Annotated in this window: 23 protein-coding genes; 14 read left to right on the top strand and 9 right to left on the bottom strand. The window is 41.5% G+C overall.

Features of this window, described 5'->3' with window-relative positions; translation table 11 throughout:
* Positions 1-31: 31 nt before the first annotated feature.
* The 9 genes from BBI08_RS13945 to BBI08_RS13905 all read left to right on the top strand — a co-directional run bounded on the left by BBI08_RS13945 (position 32) and on the right by BBI08_RS13905 (position 10382).
* On the top strand, positions 32-2191 hold the full coding sequence (locus BBI08_RS13945; protein WP_008496825.1) for a DNA topoisomerase III: 2160 nt from the start codon (positions 32-34) through the stop codon (positions 2189-2191).
* A gap of 64 nt (positions 2192-2255) precedes the next feature.
* A complete protein-coding gene (ybaK, locus tag BBI08_RS13940; RefSeq protein WP_008496826.1) occupies positions 2256-2747 on the top strand; it encodes a Cys-tRNA(Pro) deacylase in 492 nt (163 codons plus the stop codon).
* A 65-nt stretch (positions 2748-2812) separates the two neighbouring features.
* Complete coding sequence (locus BBI08_RS13935) at positions 2813-3454, top strand: YczE/YyaS/YitT family protein (protein ID WP_008496827.1); 642 nt, start codon at positions 2813-2815, stop codon at positions 3452-3454.
* 149 nt (positions 3455-3603) lie between these two features.
* Positions 3604-4239 (top strand): class I SAM-dependent DNA methyltransferase, encoded by a 636-nt coding sequence (locus BBI08_RS13930; RefSeq protein ID WP_065528226.1) that lies wholly within the window; start codon positions 3604-3606, stop codon positions 4237-4239.
* A gap of 12 nt (positions 4240-4251) precedes the next feature.
* Complete coding sequence (locus BBI08_RS13925; RefSeq protein WP_008496828.1) at positions 4252-4725, top strand: S-ribosylhomocysteine lyase; 474 nt, start codon at positions 4252-4254, stop codon at positions 4723-4725.
* Between the two features lie 11 nt (positions 4726-4736).
* Entirely contained in the window at positions 4737-5672 is a 936-nt protein-coding gene (locus BBI08_RS13920) for a PLP-dependent cysteine synthase family protein (protein ID WP_008496829.1), read from the top strand.
* Complete coding sequence (locus BBI08_RS13915) at positions 5669-6802, top strand: bifunctional cystathionine gamma-lyase/homocysteine desulfhydrase (protein ID WP_008496830.1); 1134 nt, start codon at positions 5669-5671, stop codon at positions 6800-6802. Before BBI08_RS13920 ends, BBI08_RS13915 begins: the two co-directional genes overlap by 4 nt.
* Before the next feature lie 200 nt (positions 6803-7002).
* The gene (locus BBI08_RS13910; protein WP_008496831.1) at positions 7003-9099 is read left to right on the top strand and encodes a M6 family metallopeptidase; all 2097 of its coding nucleotides are present in this window, start codon (positions 7003-7005) and stop codon (positions 9097-9099) included.
* Between the two features lie 92 nt (positions 9100-9191).
* Positions 9192-10382, top strand: a complete 1191-nt coding sequence (locus tag BBI08_RS13905; RefSeq protein WP_065528225.1) for a glycine C-acetyltransferase — start codon at positions 9192-9194, stop codon at positions 10380-10382.
* Positions 10383-10502: 120 nt separating this feature from the next.
* Here the strand turns inward: BBI08_RS13905 and BBI08_RS13900 are convergent, their stop codons facing one another.
* Positions 10503-11708, bottom strand: a complete 1206-nt coding sequence (locus BBI08_RS13900) for a M20 metallopeptidase family protein (RefSeq protein ID WP_008496833.1) — start codon at positions 11706-11708, stop codon at positions 10503-10505.
* A 97-nt stretch (positions 11709-11805) separates the two neighbouring features.
* Between BBI08_RS13900 and BBI08_RS13895 the strand changes: the two genes are divergently transcribed.
* Positions 11806-12918 carry a mandelate racemase/muconate lactonizing enzyme family protein gene (locus tag BBI08_RS13895; protein WP_008496834.1) on the top strand — a complete coding sequence of 371 codons (1113 nt, stop codon included), beginning with the start codon at positions 11806-11808 and terminating at the stop codon, positions 12916-12918.
* 413 nt (positions 12919-13331) lie between these two features.
* Here the strand turns inward: BBI08_RS13895 and BBI08_RS13890 are convergent, their stop codons facing one another.
* Genes BBI08_RS13890 through BBI08_RS13880 form a run of 3 tightly spaced genes read right to left on the bottom strand, consistent with a single transcriptional unit; the run spans position 13332 to position 15612 of the window.
* Positions 13332-14078 (bottom strand): amino acid ABC transporter ATP-binding protein, encoded by a 747-nt coding sequence (locus BBI08_RS13890; protein ID WP_008496835.1) that lies wholly within the window; start codon positions 14076-14078, stop codon positions 13332-13334.
* A 36-nt stretch (positions 14079-14114) separates the two neighbouring features.
* Positions 14115-14816, bottom strand: coding sequence for an amino acid ABC transporter permease (locus BBI08_RS13885; RefSeq protein WP_065528570.1), 702 nt, complete (start codon positions 14814-14816; stop codon positions 14115-14117).
* The gene (locus tag BBI08_RS13880; RefSeq protein WP_008496836.1) at positions 14803-15612 is read right to left on the bottom strand and encodes a transporter substrate-binding domain-containing protein; all 810 of its coding nucleotides are present in this window, start codon (positions 15610-15612) and stop codon (positions 14803-14805) included. Before BBI08_RS13880 ends, BBI08_RS13885 begins: the two co-directional genes overlap by 14 nt.
* Before the next feature lie 439 nt (positions 15613-16051).
* Between BBI08_RS13880 and BBI08_RS13875 the strand changes: the two genes are divergently transcribed.
* A complete protein-coding gene (locus BBI08_RS13875; RefSeq protein ID WP_065528224.1) occupies positions 16052-16996 on the top strand; it encodes an L-threonine 3-dehydrogenase in 945 nt (314 codons plus the stop codon).
* Positions 16997-17050: 54 nt separating this feature from the next.
* Here the strand turns inward: BBI08_RS13875 and BBI08_RS13870 are convergent, their stop codons facing one another.
* From BBI08_RS13870 to BBI08_RS13850, 5 genes are all read right to left on the bottom strand, one after another.
* Entirely contained in the window at positions 17051-18403 is a 1353-nt protein-coding gene (locus BBI08_RS13870; RefSeq protein ID WP_008496838.1) for a YjiH family protein, read from the bottom strand.
* A 154-nt stretch (positions 18404-18557) separates the two neighbouring features.
* Complete coding sequence (bshB2, locus tag BBI08_RS13865) at positions 18558-19247, bottom strand: bacillithiol biosynthesis deacetylase BshB2 (protein ID WP_008496839.1); 690 nt, start codon at positions 19245-19247, stop codon at positions 18558-18560.
* A 15-nt stretch (positions 19248-19262) separates the two neighbouring features.
* Positions 19263-19613 (bottom strand): YojF family protein, encoded by a 351-nt coding sequence (locus BBI08_RS13860; protein ID WP_008496840.1) that lies wholly within the window; start codon positions 19611-19613, stop codon positions 19263-19265.
* Positions 19614-19765: 152 nt separating this feature from the next.
* Positions 19766-20599 carry a bifunctional hydroxymethylpyrimidine kinase/phosphomethylpyrimidine kinase gene (gene thiD / locus BBI08_RS13855; RefSeq protein ID WP_008496841.1) on the bottom strand — a complete coding sequence of 278 codons (834 nt, stop codon included), beginning with the start codon at positions 20597-20599 and terminating at the stop codon, positions 19766-19768.
* A 59-nt stretch (positions 20600-20658) separates the two neighbouring features.
* A complete protein-coding gene (locus BBI08_RS13850; RefSeq protein ID WP_008496842.1) occupies positions 20659-20913 on the bottom strand; it encodes a hypothetical protein in 255 nt (84 codons plus the stop codon).
* Between the two features lie 70 nt (positions 20914-20983).
* Between BBI08_RS13850 and BBI08_RS13845 the strand changes: the two genes are divergently transcribed.
* The 3 genes from BBI08_RS13845 (at position 20984) to BBI08_RS13835 (ending at position 22711) form a co-directional block, all read left to right on the top strand.
* Positions 20984-21703 (top strand): DUF4230 domain-containing protein, encoded by a 720-nt coding sequence (locus BBI08_RS13845; protein WP_008496843.1) that lies wholly within the window; start codon positions 20984-20986, stop codon positions 21701-21703.
* Positions 21704-21708: 5 nt separating this feature from the next.
* Positions 21709-22383 carry a uracil-DNA glycosylase gene (locus BBI08_RS13840; RefSeq protein ID WP_008496844.1) on the top strand — a complete coding sequence of 225 codons (675 nt, stop codon included), beginning with the start codon at positions 21709-21711 and terminating at the stop codon, positions 22381-22383.
* A 61-nt stretch (positions 22384-22444) separates the two neighbouring features.
* The gene (locus BBI08_RS13835; RefSeq protein ID WP_008496845.1) at positions 22445-22711 is read left to right on the top strand and encodes a YwdI family protein; all 267 of its coding nucleotides are present in this window, start codon (positions 22445-22447) and stop codon (positions 22709-22711) included.
* Positions 22712-22717: the final 6 nt, after the last annotated feature.

Below are 22717 nucleotides of genomic sequence, written 5' to 3'. Positions count from 1 at the left end.
ATAATCACAGTAGAAATGAGGGTGAATATAAATGAAATCAATCGTTTTAGCAGAAAAGCCATCCGTTGCACGTGACATTGCACGTGTTTTAGGGTGCGAACAAAAAGGCAACGGCTATTTAGAAGGCAAACAGTATATCGTCACATGGGCACTCGGCCATTTAGTGACGCATGCGCAGCCAGAGCAATACAATAACGACTTTAAAGAATGGAAAATGGACACGTTGCCAATCATTCCAAAGCCATTCAAATTAGTGCCAATCAAACAATCGATGAAACAATTTAATGCCGTAAAATCCCAATTGCAGCGCGGAGATGTAAAAGAAGTCATCATCGCAACTGATGCTGGCCGCGAAGGCGAACTTGTCGCACGTTGGATTTTGGAGAAAACCAATACACGTAAACCGGTAAAACGGTTGTGGATTTCATCGGTTACCGATAAAGCCATTAAAGACGGATTCAATAACTTAAAAGAAGGTCGCGCTTACGAAAATCTATATGCAGCAGCCGTAGCGCGCGCAGAGGCGGATTGGGTTGTCGGTATTAACGCAACACGTGCCCTAACGGTTAAATACAACGCGCAATTATCAACAGGTCGCGTGCAAACGCCGACGCTCGCCATGATTGCCGAACGGGAAAACCAAATTCGCAATTTCCAGCCGAAGCCTTATTACGGCATGCAAGCTATTACCGACCAAGCAACATTTACATGGACAGATGGCAATTCGACCCAATCGTTTGATAAAGAAAAAATCGATAAGCTATTCAATAAACTCGAAAACACGCATGAAGGCACCGTAACGGATATTAAAATTACGCCGAAACGTCAGCCTGCACCGCCTTTATTCGACTTAACGGAATTGCAAAAAGAAGCGTATAAACGCTATAGCTGGTCAGCAAAAGAGACGCTGAACACGCTGCAAAATTTGTACGAGCGTTATAAAATCGTGACGTATCCGCGGACTGACTCGAAGCATTTGACGAGCGATATGCGCGATACGCTAAAAGACCGCATCAAGGCAGTACAAATGGGACCATACCGCAGCGCAGCTTCAATGATATTGAAAAATCCAGTGGCACCTCAAAAAGGCGTGATCGATGACGCCAAAGTTTCCGATCACCATGCCATTATCCCGACGGAAGAAACGCCACCATTACACGATCTCTCGGACAAAGAGCATAAATTATACGACATGATCGTCAAACGTTTTCTCGCGGTATTTTATCCGCAATACGAATATGATCAAACGACAGTTAAGCTGACTGCTGGAGGAGAGACGTTCCAAGCTAAAGGCAATACCGTTCGCAATGAAGGCTGGAAACGCATTTACAAAGACGAAGACGATAGCAACGACACGACATTACCAGCGTTTGAAAAAGACCAAAAGTTGACGCTTAAAGGCATTGCATTAACAGATGGCAAAACCAAACCGCCCGCTTTTTTCAATGAAGGAACGTTACTTGGTGCCATGGAAAACCCAGCGCAGTTTATGAGCGGCGAAACTAAAGAAGTCATTCAAACCTTAGGTGAAGTAGGCGGATTAGGTACAGTCGCTACACGAGCTGACGTTATCGATAAATTATTCAATACCTTCTTGATCGAGAAAAAAGGCAAAGATTTAACGATTACCTCAAAAGGTCGTCAATTGCTTGAACTAGTTCCAGAAGATTTGAAATCACCGAAACTTACTGCCGATTGGGAACAGCAATTAACGAAAATTGCCAAAGGCCAATTGAAAAAGGAGCAGTTTATTACAGAAATGATTGCGTTCGCTGAAAAGTCGGTTTCGGATATTAAAAAAAGCGATAAGAAGTTCAAGCACGATAACATTACCGGCAAAATGTGCCCGGATTGTGGGAAACCGCTTCTTGAAGTCAACGGCAAACGCGGCAAGATGAACGTTTGCCAAGACCGCGAATGCGGCTATAAAAAACAAGTAGCGATGCAAACCAATGCGCGCTGCCCAAATTGCCATAAGAAATTAGAATTGCAAGGTGAAGGAGACGGCAAAATTTTCGTTTGCAAATGCGGTCACCGCGAAAAATTATCGGCATTTGAAAAACGCAAAAAATCAGGCCAATCAAAAGCCAATAAAAAAGATGTCAATAAATACTTGAATCAACAAGACGATGCCCCACAAAATACAGCAATGGCCGATGCGCTAAAAAAATTATTAGGGCAAAGCGAATAGAATCCCGCTGCGGATGATGGTATGCTGTGACTAACGAATCTTTTCAAAGCAAGGAGAAGATGTCATGGCAAAGAAAATTGCAAAAACGAATGCTGCACGAATGCTTGATAAAGAAGAAATTCTTTACGAATTGCTCTACTACACAGTTGAAGACGGCAAAGTGGATGGTGTTTCAGTAGCCAGCAAAATCGGCTATCCGCCAGAACTTGTCTATAAAACACTCGTCGCATCAGGTGCATCAAAGCAAACTTATGTCTTTGTTATTCCTGTAGCACAAGAATTAGACCTGAAAAAAGCAGCGAAATCCGCTGGTGAAAAGAAAATCGACATGATTCCCGTGAAAGATATTTTGTCACTAACAGGCTATGTCCGAGGCGGCTGTTCACCTGTTGGAATGAAAAAACCATTTCCAACGTTCATTTCTGCAGAAGCCGAGAAATTGTCCGAACTGATCGTTTCTGCCGGTAAAATCGGCATGCAAATAAAACTCGCTCCAACCGAACTTGTGTCTGTAACAAAAGGTCATTTTGCTGAGTTGACCGCATCAATTCAATAATGCCTCCATCCATTCTTTGTGAATGGATGGATTTTTCATATCAACATATAGAAAGAAGGATTTGGATGAAGCGTGCGTTATTTTATCGCTGGTTGTTTTTTATTATTGGTTTGATCGTTTTGGCTCTTGGTTTTACGATGACCATTAAAGGTAGCAAACTAGGCATCGGCCCATGGGATGTTTTGCATGTTGGTTTATACTTGAATTTCGGACTGACCATTGGTACATGGTCTGTGATTGCTGGATTCACAATCATTGCAATCACGGCTTTTTTCACACGCCAAGTTCCACAAATCGGCACTTTTTTGAATATGGTATTAGTGGGTATCTTTATCGATATTTTTAATTATTTAATTCCAGACATTCATACGCTAGTTGGACAAATAATAATCCTATCAGCGGGCATTGTCATTTCGGGGTACGGTGTGGGTCTTTATGTATCGCCCAAAATCGGTGCGGGTCCACGAGATAGCTTGATGATGCTACTTGTTCATAAAACTGGTTTGAGTATAAGTGTTGTTCGTGCAGGGATTGAAGTAGGTGTCGCATTGCTCGGTTGGTTACTCGGAGGGCCGGTTGGCATTGGGACGATTGCCGTGGCATTGCTGACTGGCCGAATCGTCCAGCAATCGTTGCCTCAGTTTGAAAAACTGCTCGTAATATTAATCGGCGATAAAGAAAATCAGTCGCACGTTCTTAAAGTTTAAAATCAAAGCCAGGCATATGAGCCTGGCTTTTTTTCGTGGCAAAAGAGTAAACGACTTGTTCCACAATACTTGAAACCTTCAAAGCAATATGATTTAATAAAGCCTAGTAAGTCTATTGGTTTTGTATAAAAACCTAAGGAGGCATTTTTATGGGACGTGAATTTGTAGAGATATTTGATGAATGGGTGCATACGTATGATGAATCAGTGAATGGAAATGACGAAGAATATAAAGATGTTTTCTTAAAATATAATGAAATCTTACAGGCAGTTGCCGAGGCAGCTATTGGACCTGTCATAGAATTTGGCGTTGGTACGGGTAATTTGACGAAAAAATTACTTGAGCGAGATCTAGAGGTAGTCGGAGTCGAACCAAACCAAGCGATGCGGAAAGTGACTGCTCAAAAAATACCGAATTTAACAGTGGTAGATGGAGATTTTTTAGAATTTGAAACACCGATTTTTCCGCAAAGTTTTGTAAGTTCATATGCATTTCATCATTTAACAGATGTTGAAAAAGCCCAGGCGTTTCAGATTTATGCCGAAAAACTGTCAACTGGTGGTAAAGTGATTTTTGCAGATACCGTGTTTGATTCAGAACAAAGTAAGAAAGAAATGATTGCTTTTGAACAAGCAAGAGGTCATATCAATTTAGTAGAAGATTTGAATCGCGAGTACTACACGACGGTTCCAAAATTAAAAGAGTTAATCACAAAAGCAGGGTTTACCGTAAACTTGTCGAAGATGAACAACTACGTCTTTTTGATAGAAGCAACTAAAATATAAGGAGCGATAGAGATGAAAAAAATGAATGTTGAAAGTTTTAACTTAGATCACACAAAAGTGGTGGCACCGTATGTCCGTTTAGCAGGAGAAAAAACCGGGACTAAAGGCGATACGATTCGCAAATATGATATCCGTTTCAAGCAGCCAAACAAAGAGCATATGGAAATGCCGGGTCTTCATTCTCTTGAACATATGTTGGCTGAACATAGCCGCAATCATTCCGATGACATCGTCGATATCGGACCGATGGGTTGCCAAACAGGCTTTTATTTGTCTGTTATTAATCTTGATGACTATGATGAAATCCTTCGCATTTTAGAAAACACATTAAAAGACGTCATAGAAGCAAACGAAGTGCCAGCGTGCAATGAAGTGCAATGCGGATGGGCTGCAAGCCATAGTTTAGAAGGCGCGAAAGAATTGGCGCGTGAAATGTTAGCGAAAAAAGAGCAATGGACTCAAGTATTCGCTGAAAGTGCGAACTAAGGAGAATATCGATGAACTATGTAACAAACATTCAACAATTGATTGGTGACACACCATTAATAGAATTAACGCATAGTCGAATTCCAAACGGTTGTCGCATCTTTGCTAAGCTTGAATATTTTAATCCTGGTGGTAGTGTCAAAGACCGTTTAGGGGTTTCGCTTATTGAAGATGCTGAAAAACGGGGTGTCCTCAAACCAGGTGGCACAATAATCGAACCAACTGCCGGCAATACCGGTATTGGTTTGGCAGTTGCTGCAATCGGCAAAGGGTATCACGTGAAATTTGTGGTACCAGAAAAATTTAGCCAAGAAAAACAAGGCTTGATGCGCGCATTAGGAGCGGAAGTCATTAACACACCGACGGAAGAAGGCATTAAAGGTGCCATCAAAAAAGCAGAGCAATTGGTTGAAGAACAAAATGCATTTTCGCCTTCGCAATTTTCAAATCCGGCCAATCCAGAAACGTATGTCCGAACGCTTGGACCTGAATTATGGAATGCGTTGGATGGAGAAATCGACGTTTTCGTTGCAGGAGCAGGGTCGGGTGGAACTTTCATGGGGACTGCTCGTTATTTAAAATCCAAAAAGCAAGCTGTTAAAACGGTCATTGTGGAACCGGAAGGCTCGATATTAAACGGCGGACCATCAGGACCTCATTTGACCGAAGGCATCGGCATGGAATTTTTGCCTGATTATATGGATAAAACCTATTTCGAAGCCATTCATACAATCACCGATAAAGAAGCATTTATGGCTGTGCGAGAACTAGCCAAGACAGAAGGCTTGTTAGTGGGTAGTTCATCAGGAGCCGCATTTATAGCGGCGTTACGCGAAGCGGAAACCGCCAAACCCGGAAGTCATATTGTTACGGTGTTCGCAGATTCAAGTGAACGTTATATGAGTCAGCAGATTTACGATAGAAGTTTTGAGGAGGAACAACAATGAAACCAAAAACAAGGTTAATTCATGGGGGCATTTTCGGAGACGAAGCAACAGGCGCCGTGTCGACACCGATTTATCAAGTCAGCACATATAAACAAGAAGCGGTTGGGAAATTTAAAGGCTACGAATATTCACGAACCGGAAACCCAACACGTCATGCGCTTGAAGAATTGATTGCAGATGTTGAATTTGGACATGCTGGATTTGCATTTGGCTCAGGGATGGCCGCTATTTCATCGGTTATGATGTTGTTTTCAGCAGGGGACCATATCGTTCTCACAGATGATGTGTACGGTGGAACCTATCGTGTCATCAATAAAGTATTAAACCGCTTTGGGTTGGAATTTACCTTTGTGGATACTGGAAACTTAGCGGAAGTAGAGGCTGCTGTGAAAGAAAACACAAAAGCGATTTTCATTGAAACGCCGACCAATCCATTGTTGAAAATCACAGATATCGAAGCCGTTGCAGCTTTCGCAAAATCGAAAAACTTGTTGACGATTGTAGACAACACATTTATGACGCCTTATTTGCAAAACCCAATTAAATTAGGCGCAGACATCGTGTTACATAGCGCAACGAAATATATCGGTGGACATAGTGATGTTGTGGCGGGTCTGGTTGTTGTTAATTCAGCTGAACTTGCAGAAGAAGTTCACTTCGTGCAAAATTCGATCGGCGCTATTTTAGGGCCGCAAGATTCATGGTTGCTCATTCGTGGTCTGAAAACGTTAGGTTTGCGCATGGAAGAAGCCAATTCAAACGCACAAAAAATTGCTGAGTTTTTGGAAGGACACGACGCTGTTGGGAAAGTGATTTACCCAGGGCTCGAAAGCCATCCGGGACGCGAATTGATGAAAAAACAAGCAACAGGCTTTGGCGGCATGATTTCATTTGATGTCGGCAGCAAAGAAAAAGCTGGAGAATTACTAGCAAAACTAAAATACTTTACGTTGGCAGAAAGCTTAGGTGCTGTGGAAAGTTTAATTTCTGTGCCCGCACAAATGACGCACGCATCCATTCCAATTGAACGCCGCGCAGAATTAGGAATCGTAGAAGGATTAGTTCGAATTTCAGTAGGGATTGAAGATGTAGAAGATTTAATTGAAGATCTAGAACATGCATTAAAATAAGTAGAAACCGCCATGATTGGCGGTTTTTTATTTTTTTAATAAATTTAAACTTTTTAAAACCAGTATATGGATAAAGATGTAAACATATTATCTGTAATTTCGCGACACGAAATATATCTTATTTCTCATTTTTCTGGTTAAGCTCTCATGTTATGATTTTAATAGTAATAATATTCTGACATTTCGAGAGGAGAAATACGATGAAGAACAGCAAATGGGTATCAATTTTATCTGCTAGTGCTTTAACGTTATCTTTAATGGCACCTGCAGCAATAGCGGCACCAAGCGAGACCGTACCATCAATAAATGATTGGAACAGCGAAAGATATGGGGAAAGAATCGATATTGACGGAAATCTAAATAAGTTGTCACAAGATGCTGATTTCCAAAAAGAAGCAGAGAAAAAGATAAAAGCGCAAGCAGATGAAGTAGGAAACGGAGAAGCTGATGCCAAAGCTGATGGGACATTTACATACGATGGCGGCACAAAAAAGTTTTTGAATCGTAACTTGTCTTTTAAAGATTTTACACTTCGAAGTGTCGGAGACAATGTAGAAATTTGGGTGGCTAATGATTTGTCATACGGACCAGACAACCCGAAACCGGCTGATGTGGTCACACAAGTACAAGTAGATAAACTGCGTGATGAATTCGACAGCAATATTTATCCGACAGCCACTGAATTTTTCGGAACACCAGAGCAATTAGATGGTTCAAATTCACCACTTCCTGGTCTGGTAGGGCTTCCTGATGATTATTATGAAGGATCAGACAAAATCATTATGCTCGTTGATAATGTGCAAGATGAAGGCTGGAATGATCCGAGCTATCCGTTTTTTGTTGCCGGATTCTTTTGGCAAACACTCGAAAACTACATCGATCGCAACATTGTTACAATCGATACAAATTCATGGGATACGCGTTTAGAAAATACATTCTACGGTACGACAATCCATGAATTGCAACATTTGATCCAAGCCGATAACGACGGTGCAGAAGAAAGTTGGGTAAATGAAGGGATGTCCACATTCTCTGAATATCTGGGAGGTTACGGACACGGAGAAGGGTCTATCAACTTTTATTTGGATCACCCAGAAAACTCCTTAGTAAACTGGGATGAACACGGAACAGCAGCAACAGGACCAGAAACGATTGCAGACTACGGTCAAGTCTACTTGTTTATGCTTTATATGTACGATAAGTTCGGCAAGGAATTTATCCGTGAATTGGCTACAGATGGTACAAGTCAAGGCATCACTAGTGTCGAAAAAGCATTACAAGATAATGCTACGAACAAAACATTTACGGAAGTGTATCAAAACTTTATGACGGCTTTGACATTAGATAATTCAAATGTCAGCAGCGATTACAATTTTGATAGCATTGACTTACGTAAGCTGCCAGTCGGTAACGAGGGAGCAGTAAGAGGCAAAACAGTAGACTTTGAAAAAGCAAAAACATTTGAAAAAGAAGGCGTTCCGGCATGGGGCGGCGACTTTAAAGAGTTTAACTTTGGCAAAGATGTCCGAGGATTAGAATTTGATGGCGTTGACTTCCTTCCTTTACAGTGGAAATCAGTAGCAGACCCTAAAGGTTCTGGTGAACAAGTGTTGCATGCCAATAATGGCGATGAAGCAGATCAAGCGTTAATCTTTGGCGCAACGGTTCCTGCTGACAACGCAACATTAACATTTGACCATTTCTACGATATTGAAGAACAGTGGGATTACGGTATGGTTCAAGTATCAACGGATAATGGAGATACGTGGACTTCTCTTGAAAATGAAAATACACGCAGTGATGTAGTTGAAGAGGGCTATCCGACCATCAAAGAAAACGTTCCTGGATTTACGGGCACAAATGGGGATTGGACAACTGAAACCTTTGATTTATCAGCTTATGCAGGACAAGATGTCCTAGTTTCATTCCGTAACTTAACGGACTGGGGTTCGAATGAGGCTGGCTGGTTTGTTAAAGATATTCAACTAGGTGATTTCTCGGCAGATGGAACATCAACAGACGTCTTCCAATCTCTTGGCCAATTAAAAGGTGAATACGTGGACTTTACAACGACATTTATCCAAACGAAGAAAAATAGCAAAGAACGTGTTTTCCACGTTGATCCATTTAACGTGACAGATAAACAAGCACTCGATCTTCAACAAGTTCTGCGCGAGGGCAATGTGAAAATGATTACTTCATATGCTGCAGAAGCTGGACAACGAGAAGCAAAAGAATTCACGTATGAAGTACAGTACAAAACAAAAAATCCAAAAGCAAGCAAAAATAAGAAATAAGTTAAAAGCGGACCGCGGTCCGCTTTTTCTTTTGGAAAAAATGGTCGTATGTTAAGATAGATACAGAATTTTGTTTTGAAAGGAAGAGGACATTGTCAAAAAAACTAGATGCATTTTTAGATGAGAACTTAACAGAATTGAAAGAACAGGGGCTTTATAATGAAATTGACCCAGTTGAAGGACCAAACGGCGCAATCATCAAAGTGCGCGGCAAAGACCTAATCAACCTTTCTTCAAATAACTACTTAGGACTTGCAACAAATGAAAACTTGAAGCAAGTAGCTAAAGATGCAATTGATAAATACGGTGTTGGAGCAGGTGCCGTTCGTACGATCAATGGAACGCTTGATTTACACGTGAAATTAGAAGAAAAGCTTGCGGAATTCAAAGGGACAGAAGCAGCAATTTCATATCAATCTGGATTTAACTGCAACATGGCCGCAATTTCAGCGGTAATGGATAAAAACGATGCGATTCTTTCAGATCAATTAAACCATGCTTCAATTATTGATGGCTGCCGTTTGTCGAAAGCGAAAATTATCGCTTTTAAACATTCGGACATGGAAGATTTGCGCATGAAAGCAAAAGAAGCAACAGAATCTGGTCTTTACAATAAAGTTATGGTCATCACAGATGGCGTCTTCTCGATGGATGGCGATATTGCCAAACTGCCAGAAATCGTTGAAATCGCTAAAGAATTTGATTTGATTACGTATGTGGATGATGCACACGGCTCAGGCGTTACAGGTAAAGGAAAAGGAACTGTGAAGCATTTCGGTCTTGAAAAAGAAATCGATATGCAAATGGGAACTTTGTCTAAAGCAGTCGGCGTTGTTGGCGGTTATGTAGCTGGTAAGAAAAACTTGATCGACTGGTTGAAAGTTCGTTCACGTCCATTCTTATTCTCAACAGCGGTAACTCCAGGAGACGTTGCAGCTATCACAGCTGCGGTTCAAATGATTATCGACTCAACAGAATTGCACGATAAGCTATGGGAAAACGGCGACTATTTGAAAAAAGGCTTGGATGCATTAGGTTTCGATATTGGTCATTCAGAAACGCCAATCACACCTTGCATCATCGGTGACGAGAAGCTAACACAAGAATTCTCGAAGCGATTGTTTGAAGAAGGCGTTTATGCAAAATCGATCGTCTTCCCAACTGTTCCAAAAGGCACTGGACGCGTACGCAATATGCCAACAGCAGCTCATTCAAAAGAAATGTTAGATGAAGCCATTGCGACTTACGAAAAAGTAGGCAAAGAATTAGGCGTTATCAACTAATAAAACACGAAACACGCCAAGCGGCATGCCGCTTGGCGTGTTTTTATTTCCAAATATAGGCGATACTGTCGAGATTGGGTGAAATACTGTCGGATTCGTCTGGAATACTGTCCAAATTTCTCAAATACTATCCAAATCAACAGAAATACTGTCCGAAGCAAATTCTTGCGCTTTAAAGTAAATCGCAGCGAACACTCTTGCCGTCACCAACATAGCATGTTCATTAAAATCAAAATTCTCATGGTGATGTGGATAAACAAGCGAGCTATTATCCATTTTTGCACCTACAAAAAAGTAAGCACCAGGTTTTGCTTGCGTATAATACGTAAAATCTTCAACCGGCATGACCGGATCGATTTCTATAACATGGTCTGCACCTAATACGCTTCCTGCAGCTGCCCGAACAATATTCGTTTCCGCGGGATGATTCCAAAGAGAGTCATAACCTGCTTCGATACTGACATCTGCAGTAGCCCCCATGGCAATTGCAACGTTCTCCACAATTGTCCGTAATCGCTGGCTTGCTAACTTACGAATTTCAGGATCAAATACACGAATCGTGCCTTCAAGCACAGCTTTACTCGAAATGACGTTATCGGCATCGCCTGCATGGAATTTACCAATTGTGACGACTAGTTCTTTTAACGGATCCGCATTACGACTGACGATCGATTGCAGTGCCACCATAATATGACTCGCCGCCAAAATTGGATCAACTCCATGATGTGGCTCAGCGCCATGCGTTCCCGAACCGTGAACAATAATTTTAACGACATCTTCAGAAGCTTGTAAAAACCCGTCACGCAAATAAACGCGTCCCATATCCATTGTGCTCTGCAAATGCGCACCGAACACTTTATCAACGCCATCCAAACAACCATCCGCAATCATCGCCTGCGCGCCACCAGGAGACACTTCTTCGCCAAACTGGTGAATCAACACAATAGTACCTGGCAAGTCGTCTTGAATGGCGACCATCGCTTTCGCAAAGCCAAGCAACGCAGCAGTATGCCCGTCATGTCCGCAGGCATGCATAACGCCCGGTATAGTAGATTTATAAGCAACATCTTTTTGATCGTCAATCGGTAAGGCATCAAAATCTGCGCGGAACGCAATCGTTTTGCCAGGTTTACCACCACGTATCGTACCAACAACACCACGTCCACCTACACCGCGACGAACTTCAACACCTATTTCTTCCAAGCGGTCTGCAATAAAAGCAGGCGTCGCAATTTCTTGATGCGATAATTCAGGATTCATATGTAAATGTCTTCTCATCTGGACCATTTCTTCATACAATAAATCAAGCTGTTTCGTTACTGTCATATTCAAAACTCCCTAAATTAAAATTAAGTTACTAATCTGTCATAAAATTCACTATAGTATAAGTATACAATAAGTTAAATCCATTGGAGGCACTCAAATGAAAATCACAAAAGCTACATTGCATGCAGTCAGATTTCCGCTCAACGAACCATTTATCATTTCCTATGCAACTTATCCAGATATGCCCGCATTAATTGTTGCGTTGGAAACGGATACAGGGCTTGTTGGTTACGGAGAAGCTGTACCGGATGAGCATGTCACAGGAGAGTATTTCACTGCTGCCTATGAAATTTTAAAAGAACAATTTCTTCCGGCAATTATCGGAATGAGTCCATTTGATATTGAAGCCATTCATTCGAAAATGAATGCGTTAATGTCTAGAAACCCAGCATCTAAAGCGGCTGTTGATATTGCTTGTTACGACTTGATGGGAAAAGCAGTCGGCCAGCCCGTTTATAATTTAATTGGTGGGCAAGCAACGGCTCATTTGGATTACCCGAAAGTGCTGAGCATTGAAGCGCCTGAAATTATGGCGGAAAAAGCAAAAAAAGCCGTTGAAATGGGTTATGCATCATTAAAACTTAAAGTCGGAAAAGGGCAAGCACAAGAAGATGTTGATCGAATTTTAGCTGTTCGTGAAGCGGTAGGTAAAGATATGCCCATTCGCGTCGACGTTAACCAAGGCTGGAAATCACCAGGTATTGCAGTTGCAGCGATAAAACAACTTGAAGGAGCCAATATTACTTGGATCGAACAGCCAATTCGTATGGGAGATATTCGCGGCTTAGCAGAAATTCGTTCAAAGACAGCTGTTCCGATTATGGCTGACGAAAGCATTCAATCGATGGAAGATCTATTAGAGATTATTCGTCTGCAAGCAGCTGACGTTCTCAACATAAAATTAATGAAATGCGCAGGCATTTTTCATGCCATCCAAATGGCAAAAGCAGCCGAAGCAGCTGGCATGCTGTGCCAAATCGGTTCTATGGTTGAATCGTCTGTCGGCTCAGCAGCAGGCTACCATGTGGCTATGTCACGCATCAATATCGAAAGCACAGAATTGACTGGGCCACTATTATTCAGCGAAGAAATCGGTAATTTAACTTACGAACATCCATATGTATTATTATCAGGAAAACCAGGATTAGGTATAGAAGTAGACCAAGCACAGCTAGACAAACTAACAGTGAAATCATGTGTCATTGAATAGAAATTGAAAAAACCTCACATTCCTTTTTAGGAATGTGAGGTTTTTTTGGAGAATTACTCTCAAAAAAACTGGTGATGTCGACTACATCACTAGTAGCTTAAAGTGCAGTTGCTCGACTCCTGCGGAAACAGTAAGAGCCGGAGCTGCTGGACTGAAAAGTGCGAGGGAAGCAGCAAAGGCCGTACCCGCGAAAAGCAATTACCGGAACAGAAAGCCACTACTAGCAGCTTCCGCTTTTCCTGTTGTCCAGTTGCAAGTGCCTAGCTCCGACAGGCACTTTCACTTTTCCTCATGTCCAGCTCCAGCTGCCAGATTCTAGGGTCGTAAGCCGCTCTAGCTGTGTGGCTGGAAAAACGCCGCTTCGCCAGAGCGTCTTACGCCCGTCGAATCTACACGGCAGCTTCCGCTTTTCTTCACACTTCCGTCTCTTGAATTAAACTTAAAAAGCGTTGTGTTCGTTCTTCTTTAGGGTTATTGAAAATGTCTTCTGGTTTGCCACGTTCGATGATGCGGCCTTCGTCCATAAACAAAACTTCGTCAGCAACGCCTTTAGCAAAGCGCATTTCATGCGTCACGACGACCATCGTCATACCTTCAGCCGCAAGTTCTTTCATTACTTGCAACACTTCTCCTACTAGCTCAGGATCGAGCGCAGAAGTTGGTTCATCGAATAACATCACTTTTGGTTCGAGTGCTAAAGCACGGGCGATGCCGACGCGTTGTTGTTGGCCACCGCTTAATTGAAACGGATAGTCATTCATCTTTTCGCCAAGTCCAACTTTTGTTAACAATTGCTCAGCCTTTTGTCTCGCCAACTTTTTATCTTGTTTTTGTACCGTAACAGGACCTTCCATGACGTTTTCAAGAGCGGTCATGTGAGGAAATAAATTGTAATGCTGAAACACCATAGCTGATTGTTTGCGAAAAGCCATAATTTGTTTTTTGGATAACGGCTTAGAAAAATCAACCGTTTGTTCATCAATCGTGACGGAACCGGAAGTAGGGGTCTCTAATGTATTAAGACACCGAAGAAAAGTGGTTTTTCCGGAACCAGATGGACCGATTACAACAATCGCTTGCCCTTTTTGAACTTCCGTATCAATGCCTTTTAATACTTCAAGCTTGCCGAACTTTTTATGCAAATTTTTTATTGAAATCATAGTGGACTCCTTACCGCAATCAGTAAACTGCTTTTATTATCTAGAAATATACCGGTCAAAACGATTTTCAAGCCTGCCTTGAACCAAGGACAAGGCAAAACAGATGACCCAGTAAAGCAATGCTGCTTGTCCGTATAATAACAAAAATTCGTAATTCGTCGCGGCAATTTGCTGAGCGACTCGGAACATTTCGGTCACGAGAATAAGAGAGGCAAGCGATGTATCCTTCACTAAACTGATAAACGTATTTGACAATGGTGGCAACGAAACACGAGATGCTTGTGGCAAAATAACGCGCCGTAATGATTGTGTATAGGACATACCAATTGTGCCAGCTGCTTCCCATTGACCTTTAGGAATCGACAAGATCGCTGCCCGAATAACTTCAGAAGCATAAGCTCCGACGTTTAGTGAAAACCCAATCACAGCTGCTGGAAATGGATCAATCGTGATGCCGAGTGTCGGCAGTCCATAAAAAAGAATAAATAATTGAACCAGTAAAGGGGTTCCTCGAATAATCGATACATAAACACGAGCGATAATTTGGAAAATTTTCACCGTCGAAATTCTTGCCAATGCTGTCAAAACCGCTAATGCCAATCCAAAAATAAACGAAATGATGGATAATGGCAAAGTGAATTGAAGTGTTGCTTCGATCAATGGAAGAAATGAGGATTGCGCAATATCCACAAGCCGTTCCATTCTGACCGGGTCGGAAAAAATACTATTCAAGTACATTTTCACCAAACCATTTTTCGGAAATTTCATCGTATGTGCCGTCTTCGATCATATCAGCCAAAGCTTTGTTGGCCTCATCCACAATTGCGCCACTGTCTTTTCTAAACAGCAATCCACTTTGTGCAGCGTCTTCTGATTTATCGACTACTTTTACTTTTGCATCTGGGCGTTGTTTCATAAAATCTAGTACCGTTAAATTATCATTGACTGTTGCATCCACACGACCTGAGTTCAATAATTCGATGGCTTGGTTAAATCCTTCTACACCTTCTAATTCTGCACCAAAAGAAGTAGCAGTTTCTGCATAGTTACTCGTTAACGACTGTGCAGAAAGCTTGCCTTCTAAATCTTCAAAGGTCTTAATGTCTGTATTATCTTCGGCAACCACTAAAACTGCAGTAGACGTGATATAAGAAGAAGAAAATTCGTAGCTTTCTTGACGTTCAGGGTTAATCCCGACTTGATTGGCTACCATGTCAAAACGACCGGCATCAAGTCCTGCAAACATAGCATCCCACTGTGTTTCAAGAAACTCAGCTTCAACGCCGAGACGATCTGCGACTTCACGTGCAATTTCCACATCAAACCCTGTTAACTCTCCTGAAGCATCGTGAAAAGTAAATGGTGGGTAAGTACCTTCTGTCCCAATAACTAACGTTCCTTCTTCTTGTACTGTAGTTAATAGATCTGATCCGCCAGCTTCATCCTCAGTAGTATCTGTTTCTTCAGATCCACCGCAAGCAGCTAACACCAACATTGCTACTACTAATAAAAACGTTAAACTAAACTTCTTCATGAAAATCTCCTCATTTCTTTTATTATTTTATCTTTCCTTCTACTTTTTTAGCTTTATACCCTTTATTGCTCTAAAGTAAATCGACCAACTAAATTCAATAGTTTACATTACCTACTTGTTTAGTTGGTTTTACGAATAAAAAAAATGGCGTTTACTAAGCAAAGCGAGAGGAATCTTAAAGCTGATTTATTATAGCACGCATTTCGCTAAGTCTCAAACAGCATAAACCGAAAGAAATTATTTTTATTGAAGTGTCTTTATAACAGTATTTTCTAGCTTAATCATCAATTGAATCTCTTTTTTTTTAAGAAAATATTTGTGTTTTTAAAGAGAACAACTTATAATAAATTTATGTTAAAGCTTAAATTATCAGTGTTTACAGCGTATTTTTTGTGTTTTTAGGACGGACAAATGTTTTTTGGGAAAAGGAGTGTTGAAAATGGAACGAATTATGGTTACAGGTGCTTTAGGACAAATAGGGTCGGAGCTTGTCGGGAAATTACGAGGCATATACGGGAACGAGAACGTATTAGCAACGGATATTCGTCAATCAGATGATCAATCAGGACCTTTTGAAATTTTAGATGTAACAGACGCAGAGAGAATGCATGATTTAGCAGAAGATTTTGAAGCGGATACGATGATCCATATGGCCGCATTATTGTCGGCAACTGCTGAAGAAAAACCTTTGCTTGCTTGGAATCTAAATATGGGTGGTCTTGTAAATGCACTTGAAGCATCTCGTAAACTTGGTATGCAATTTTTCACGCCTAGTTCTATTGGAGCGTTCGGTCCTTCAACACCTAAGAAAGACACGCCACAAGATACGTTGCAACGTCCGACAACGATGTATGGCGTCAATAAAGTTGCTGGGGAATTGTTATGTGATTATTACCACACTAAATTTGGCGTCGACACACGCGGCGTTCGTTTCCCAGGATTAATTTCAAATGTAGCACAACCAGGTGGCGGCACAACTGATTATGCAGTCGATATTTATTACCAAGCAATTGAAAAAGGCAGCTACACGTCTTATATTGCAGAAGGTACAGCTATGGATATGATGTATATGCCAGATGCGTTACAAGCCATCGTCGACTTGATGGAAGCAGACTCAGATCTATTAATTCATCGCAATGCCTTTAATGTGACAGCTATGAGTTTCACACCTGAAGAAATCGCTGCGTCTATTCAAAAGCATATTCCGGAATTCAAAATGTCTTATGCGGTTGATCCAGTGAGACAGGAAATTGCGAATAGCTGGCCAGATAGTATTGATGCATCTGCTGCTAAAGCGGAATGGGGCTTTAAAACTTCTTACGACTTAGACGCAATGACTTTCGATATGCTCGAAAAATTAAAAAAAAAGCTTCAATTAGTTTAATAAAACCGAATTAAAAAATGCCATCCGCAATTTGCGGATGGCATTTTTTGTAGATTAGAACAATAAATGTGCAACGCCGACAACAATCGGTAACGCAATTACTGTACGAAGTATGAAAATAATAACTAAATCTAAAATGTTTACAGGGATTTTAGATCCAAGCAATAATCCGCCGACTTCAGACATGTAAATCAATTGTGTAACAGACATAGTCGCAACGACAAATCGAGTCAGTTCCGACTCAATGCCTGCACCAAGAATCGCGGGTAAGAACATATCCGCAAAACCAACGACCATTAGTTGAGCCGCTTCAGCAGCTTCCGGAACACCTAACAAGTTCAAGTAAGGAACAAATGGCATACCGAGAATTGAAAATACAGGCGTGTACTCAGCTAACATCAATGCAATTGTACCAAATGCCATAACAACTGGAGCAACACCGATCCACATATCTAAAACGTTTTTAAAACCGTCTTTAAAGAAATTACTGAGTGAGCGGTTGTCGTCAGCTTTTGATAAGGCTTTTTCAAGTCCGTGTGACGCAACATTATAGCCATCTGGAACATCTTCAGTTTGAGATTCCTGAGGCGTGCCGTCCATGAAAGTAGTTGGCTTGTTTGTAAGTGGGTAAAGGCGTGGCATGATTAATGCCAAAACAATACCTGCTAAAATGACAGTCGCGTAATACGGTAGGAAGTATGTTCCAAGACCAATTTCTTGAATAACAACAATCGCAAATGTAATAGAAACAACAGAAAAAGTCGTTCCGATAATGGCTGCTTCACGTTGCGTGTATTTATTGGCTTCGTATTGTTTACTTGTAAGGAGTACACCAATTGTGCCATCTCCAACCCACGAAGCTAGAGCATCAATAGATGAACGGCCAGGTAGACGGAAAAGTGGACGCATAATTTTTACCATCATCGTACCAAAAAACTCAAGTAATCCAAAGTTCATTAATAGTGGAAGGAAAAGTCCGGCAAAAAAGAAAATGGTGAAAAGAAAAGAAAGCAATCCGCTTCCAGATAAAAGAAGTCCACCGGTATTTTCATTCCATACAGGCTCTGGACCGATTTGGAATAAGACCATAATCGAGAAAATCGCACCGAGAACTCGAACGAACGTCCAGAAGAGATTGACGTTAAAAAGCTTGTCGAAAAATGAAACATATTCGGTTTCGTTAACTTTTTTCGTGCTAAAGAGCAATGATCCAAGTGCGGCCACGATTAAAATGCCCATCATAATCCACGGTACGAAGGATTCGATAGCTCCGGCCATGATGTTAGCGAGTACTGCGATTGTTACCAACCAACCATCTTCAGTTGGGATTGGAACCAAGAACAGTAGGATTCCGAGTAAAGAAGGAATCAAGAACAATAACCATGTTGAAGTTGAATACTTTTTCATCACTAATTCCCCTTTTCTCTATGCATGATTACACGCGATAATAACTGATTATACAGCGCTTTTCCCCGTGAAAACGCTTTATCGCCAATGTTTATATTATCTGAAAACGACAATAAAAAACACCCCTCAACTTAAAAAAAGTTGAGGGGTCATTTTAAAAGGACTTTTCAAAATCTTCGTCCCAGCGATAATTATAAAAACGTTCTTGTGTTAGCCAGTTTTCGGTTTCAGTGTCACCTTGCTGAAGTTTATGTTCCATTTCTTCAAGCATCCAAGCAGTTTGAGAAATGTGAGCTTTCATTGAATTCATTTTTTGTTCGCGTACTTCACTAATATTGTAAACAACATCAGGCTTGCCGAGTTTTTCCAATGTGTCGTTAGCGAAAGCCACACCGTGAAGAGTTGGACGATCTTTCATTCGGCGCACTGCGCGAACAACTGCACGAGCAGTTGCCTCATGATCTGGGTGAACGGCAAAGCCAGGGTAGAAAGTGATGATTTTTGAAGGATTTAATTCTTCGATTAAATCAGTCATCATGCGTACCATTTTTTCATCATCTTCAAACTCAATGGTTTTATCACGCAACCCCATCATCCGCAGATCCGTCAATCCCATTGCCTCTGCAGAAGCTAGAAGTTCTTTTTTGCGAACTTCTGGCAATGATTCTCTTGTAGCGAATTGCGGGTTACCAAGGTTGCGTCCCATTTCGCCGAGTGTTAAACATGCGTATGTTACGGGAGTGCCTTGTTGAATATGTGTGGTAATCGTTCCGGAAACCCCAAACGCTTCATCGTCAGGGTGAGGAAAGACGACCAACACATGACGTTCTTGTTGAATTGTCATTATCATTTTCCTCCTTTAATAACTAAACGGTGTTTCGCTAATTTGCAGCGCAACCGCCAGTTTTCCAGTTCCGTCGTGACCTGCTAGCAATAGCCGACCTTGTTCATCTAATTCGTAATGGGTAATGCCTTGAGCATACACCCAACCATGTGGTAATTTCAGTCCAACACGGTGCGGGCTGTCACCGACAACTTTTCCGAGTTCGTAATTTATCACAACGTTGCGGATAAATGCACCGGCGTTGAAAAAATCTTTGTTAAAATGCGATGCGTAAGAGCCATTTGTCGTTTCCAAATGAAGGTAAACATCTTTGCCTGCAAATGCATCCAGTTGGACTTGTAATTTTTTCACTTCAACTAATTCCATGATGTTCCTCCTATAAAATCGGTATTCTATCAGTATAAGGAAATGCGCAAGAGAATGCGATTAGCTTGCTCTAATAGATTAACCAACTAGCAAATTTCCATAAAAAACGGTCACAGGAGAGTAATTCAACCCCTCCTATGACCGTTTTTATTTTATAATTTTGTCACTGCAACTTCAGCTTTTGTAAATTTCGATGCGGCGCCATGCATAACTGGACCGACATATTCATTCAATTTCCAACCGTGTTGAATTGCTGTTGCAACAAAAACTTTTGCGTTGAGTACAGCATCTTTAACCGATTGACCATTTGCTAAGTTAGCAGTAATTGCAGCAGCAAACGTACAGCCTGCACCGTGGTTATATGTTGTATCCGTTTTATCCGAAGTCAACAAGTAATGTGCTTCTCCGTCGAATAGTAAATCTGCCGCTTTTTCGTGTTTTAATTGCTTGCCGCCTTTGATTACTACAAATTCAACGCCGTGTGCATGGATTTTTTCAGCAGCCGCTTGCATATCTTCAACTGTTTGCAATGCGCCTTGACCGGATAATTGACCTGCTTCGACTAAGTTGGGCGTAACGACTTTCGCGTTTGGCAATAAATGCTTGATCATCGCATCAACATTTTCAGGGAATAAGACTTCGTTTTCACCTTTACATGCCATAACCGGATCGATGACAACATCTTTAATGCCAGAGTCAGCAATTGCTTTGCCGGCCATTTCGATAATATCGACAGTTGGCAACATACCCGTTTTCAAAGCATCAATGCCTGTCGAAAAGGCTGTTTTTAACTGAGCATCTAATGTGTCTAGTGCAATCGGATGAATACCATGGCTCCAGCCGTTTTCGGGATCCATTGTAACGATTACCGTTAACGCGTTCATGCCATAAGTTCCGTGTTCTTGGAACGTTTTTAAGTCTGCTTGTATACCTGCACCGCCAGAAGTATCTGATCCAGCGATGGTTAATGTTTTTTTGAGTGTCATTGGGTTAGCTCCTCTTAATGAGATTGTCTTTGCCACTATTTTAACAAATATTCGAGCATTTACAACGGATTGTGCTTATTCGGTACGAGCAACAGAAGAGTTGTCACGATGCAAATAAGTAAAAAAGCAGTAGCAAAAATTCCCATTAACAGAAAGCCACTTTTGAAAAGGCCAATCGTAATAAGTAATGTTAGAATGGAAACAACTGCAATAATAAGACCGAGACAGCCGAGTCCTGCGCGCTTTGCGCTTTCTGGAGCTGTTGTGCCTTTTGTTTTTGAAACACTCGTAATCTTTCCACGCCAATCGGCCATCTTCATCGCTCCTTTAAGCAATCGTACCATGAAGCCGAACCGAATAAAATATATGAAAGTAGGGGAAATAATGGCGAAAGATCCGAAATTGACAGAGATCGAACGTTTGTTAGAAGAAATGAAAGAACAAGGAGAAACGAAAGAATCCGGCTTCTGGAAAAGTGTTAAATTGTTGATGGGAGTATGGCGCAATACGTTCCTAGTCTTAATTGCGATTTTATTGCTCTTATTGGTAGCATTGCCACTCGGTACTTTTTGGATGATCCAAGGCAGTACAGCTACTGAAAGCAAAGGCGTTTTTTTAGAGCAAATTCAGGAACTCAATGAACTATCGACAGCTGAAGCTTTTTCAAAAGTGATTATTGAACGTCAAGACAATGCGCTGTTTGGAAAAGAAATCGGGCTTGATTTGCCAGGAACCAAACGCCAATTATTGGTTGTCATTCCAGGGTCGGTTCGTGCAGGAATTGATTTTTCCAAAGTGACAGAAGGCGATATCGTGGTAGATGAGGAAGCAAAAACAGCGACTCTAACATTGCCAGCAGCGGAATTTTTAGGAGGTCCGGAATTGTTTATGGACCAAGTAGAAGTGTATTCCTATGAAGGTTTATTCCGTAGCGGCACCGATATTTCGGAAGCGTTTGATTTGGCTGAGGAAGCGAAGAAAATGATGCTTGAAGAAACAGAAGGCCAAGGGGTACTCCAAACTGCAGAAACCAATGCGGTGCGTTCTGTTCAAGAAATGTTTGGCTTAGTCGACTACGATGTAACTGTTAAATTTAAGGAGTGAGAACGTTGGAAAAACGAATTTTCCATAACGACTGGCAAGACATCCTAGGTGAAGAATTCGGTAAACCGTATTACACGAAGTTGCGTGAGTTTCTGAAAAAAGAATACGCTGAACAAACAATTTATCCAGCAATGGAAAACATCTGGTCAGCTTTTGAACATACAGCGTATCGCGATGTGAAAGTCGTGATTCTCGGACAAGATCCTTATCATGGCCCAGACCAAGCACATGGACTGAGTTTTTCTGTTTTATCAGGAGTAAAGCATCCGCCAAGTTTACGGAATTTATTTAAAGAATTACAAGAAGATATTGGCTGCGCCCAACCAAAAGACGGCATCTTAACCAAATGGGCTGATCAAGGCGTTTTAATGATGAACACTGTTTTAACAGTGAGAGCGGGCGAAGCACATTCCCATCGCGATAAAGGGTGGGAAACGCTGACGGATGAAGTGATTCGCAAATTATCTGAACGTGATGAACCCCTCATTTTCGTATTATGGGGAAGACCTGCGCAAACGAAGAAACGCTTAATTGATATGGATAAACACGATGTACTTGAAGCACCTCATCCAAGTCCACTTAGCGCGCATCGCGGATTTTTCGGCAGTCGTCCGTATTCAAAAGTGAACAGTCTGTTACAAAGCCGCGGCCAAGCGCCAATCGATTTCTGTTTAGACTGACCTGTAGAAGAGTAGCGTGTTAAAATGAAATGAAATCAAAAACGGAGAGGGGGGCTGTAACATGGCCATCGACACTATGCGGATTTTAAATGAAATCGACAAACATACAACTCGTGCTCGTAGCGGTGATGTGGCAAAAGCTCGTGACTCGGTCGCTGCCATTCGCGCATTGTGTGATTTGTTGTTAGAAGACGATCAACCAATGAGCGATATCCAAGCACCACGTGCCGTGCCGCTTTCTTCCCCTCAGCCGCAAACGCAGACAGTAACTGCCGTCAACAAGCTGAAAGAAGAAGACGCAAACGGTGATTCGCTGTTTGAATTTTAAATGGAA

Source organism: Planococcus halocryophilus, from assembly GCF_001687585.2.
Classification (GTDB): Bacteria; Bacillota; Bacilli; order Bacillales_A; family Planococcaceae; genus Planococcus; species Planococcus halocryophilus.
Note: the sequence above shows the minus strand (reverse complement) of the source record. Positions and strands in the feature narration are given on the sequence as shown.

Coding starts and splice junctions, on each gene's coding strand:
- BBI08_RS13945 (WP_008496825.1), top strand. CDS start 32: ATGAAATCAATCGTTTTAGCAGAAAAGCCATCCGTTGCACGTGACATT.
- ybaK (WP_008496826.1), top strand. CDS start 2,256: ATGGCAAAGAAAATTGCAAAAACGAATGCTGCACGAATGCTTGATAAA.
- BBI08_RS13935 (WP_008496827.1), top strand. CDS start 2,813: ATGAAGCGTGCGTTATTTTATCGCTGGTTGTTTTTTATTATTGGTTTG.
- BBI08_RS13930 (WP_065528226.1), top strand. CDS start 3,604: ATGGGACGTGAATTTGTAGAGATATTTGATGAATGGGTGCATACGTAT.
- BBI08_RS13925 (WP_008496828.1), top strand. CDS start 4,252: ATGAAAAAAATGAATGTTGAAAGTTTTAACTTAGATCACACAAAAGTG.
- BBI08_RS13920 (WP_008496829.1), top strand. CDS start 4,737: ATGAACTATGTAACAAACATTCAACAATTGATTGGTGACACACCATTA.
- BBI08_RS13915 (WP_008496830.1), top strand. CDS start 5,669: ATGAAACCAAAAACAAGGTTAATTCATGGGGGCATTTTCGGAGACGAA.
- BBI08_RS13910 (WP_008496831.1), top strand. CDS start 7,003: ATGAAGAACAGCAAATGGGTATCAATTTTATCTGCTAGTGCTTTAACG.
- BBI08_RS13900 (WP_008496833.1), bottom strand. CDS start 11,708: ATGACAGTAACGAAACAGCTTGATTTATTGTATGAAGAAATGGTCCAG.
- BBI08_RS13895 (WP_008496834.1), top strand. CDS start 11,806: ATGAAAATCACAAAAGCTACATTGCATGCAGTCAGATTTCCGCTCAAC.
- BBI08_RS13890 (WP_008496835.1), bottom strand. CDS start 14,078: ATGATTTCAATAAAAAATTTGCATAAAAAGTTCGGCAAGCTTGAAGTA.
- BBI08_RS13885 (WP_065528570.1), bottom strand. CDS start 14,816: ATGTACTTGAATAGTATTTTTTCCGACCCGGTCAGAATGGAACGGCTT.
- BBI08_RS13880 (WP_008496836.1), bottom strand. CDS start 15,612: ATGAAGAAGTTTAGTTTAACGTTTTTATTAGTAGTAGCAATGTTGGTG.
- BBI08_RS13875 (WP_065528224.1), top strand. CDS start 16,052: ATGGAACGAATTATGGTTACAGGTGCTTTAGGACAAATAGGGTCGGAG.
- BBI08_RS13870 (WP_008496838.1), bottom strand. CDS start 18,403: ATGAAAAAGTATTCAACTTCAACATGGTTATTGTTCTTGATTCCTTCT.
- bshB2 (WP_008496839.1), bottom strand. CDS start 19,247: ATGACAATTCAACAAGAACGTCATGTGTTGGTCGTCTTTCCTCACCCT.
- BBI08_RS13860 (WP_008496840.1), bottom strand. CDS start 19,613: ATGGAATTAGTTGAAGTGAAAAAATTACAAGTCCAACTGGATGCATTT.
- thiD (WP_008496841.1), bottom strand. CDS start 20,599: ATGACACTCAAAAAAACATTAACCATCGCTGGATCAGATACTTCTGGC.
- BBI08_RS13850 (WP_008496842.1), bottom strand. CDS start 20,913: ATGGCCGATTGGCGTGGAAAGATTACGAGTGTTTCAAAAACAAAAGGC.
- BBI08_RS13845 (WP_008496843.1), top strand. CDS start 20,984: ATGGCGAAAGATCCGAAATTGACAGAGATCGAACGTTTGTTAGAAGAA.
- BBI08_RS13835 (WP_008496845.1), top strand. CDS start 22,445: ATGGCCATCGACACTATGCGGATTTTAAATGAAATCGACAAACATACA.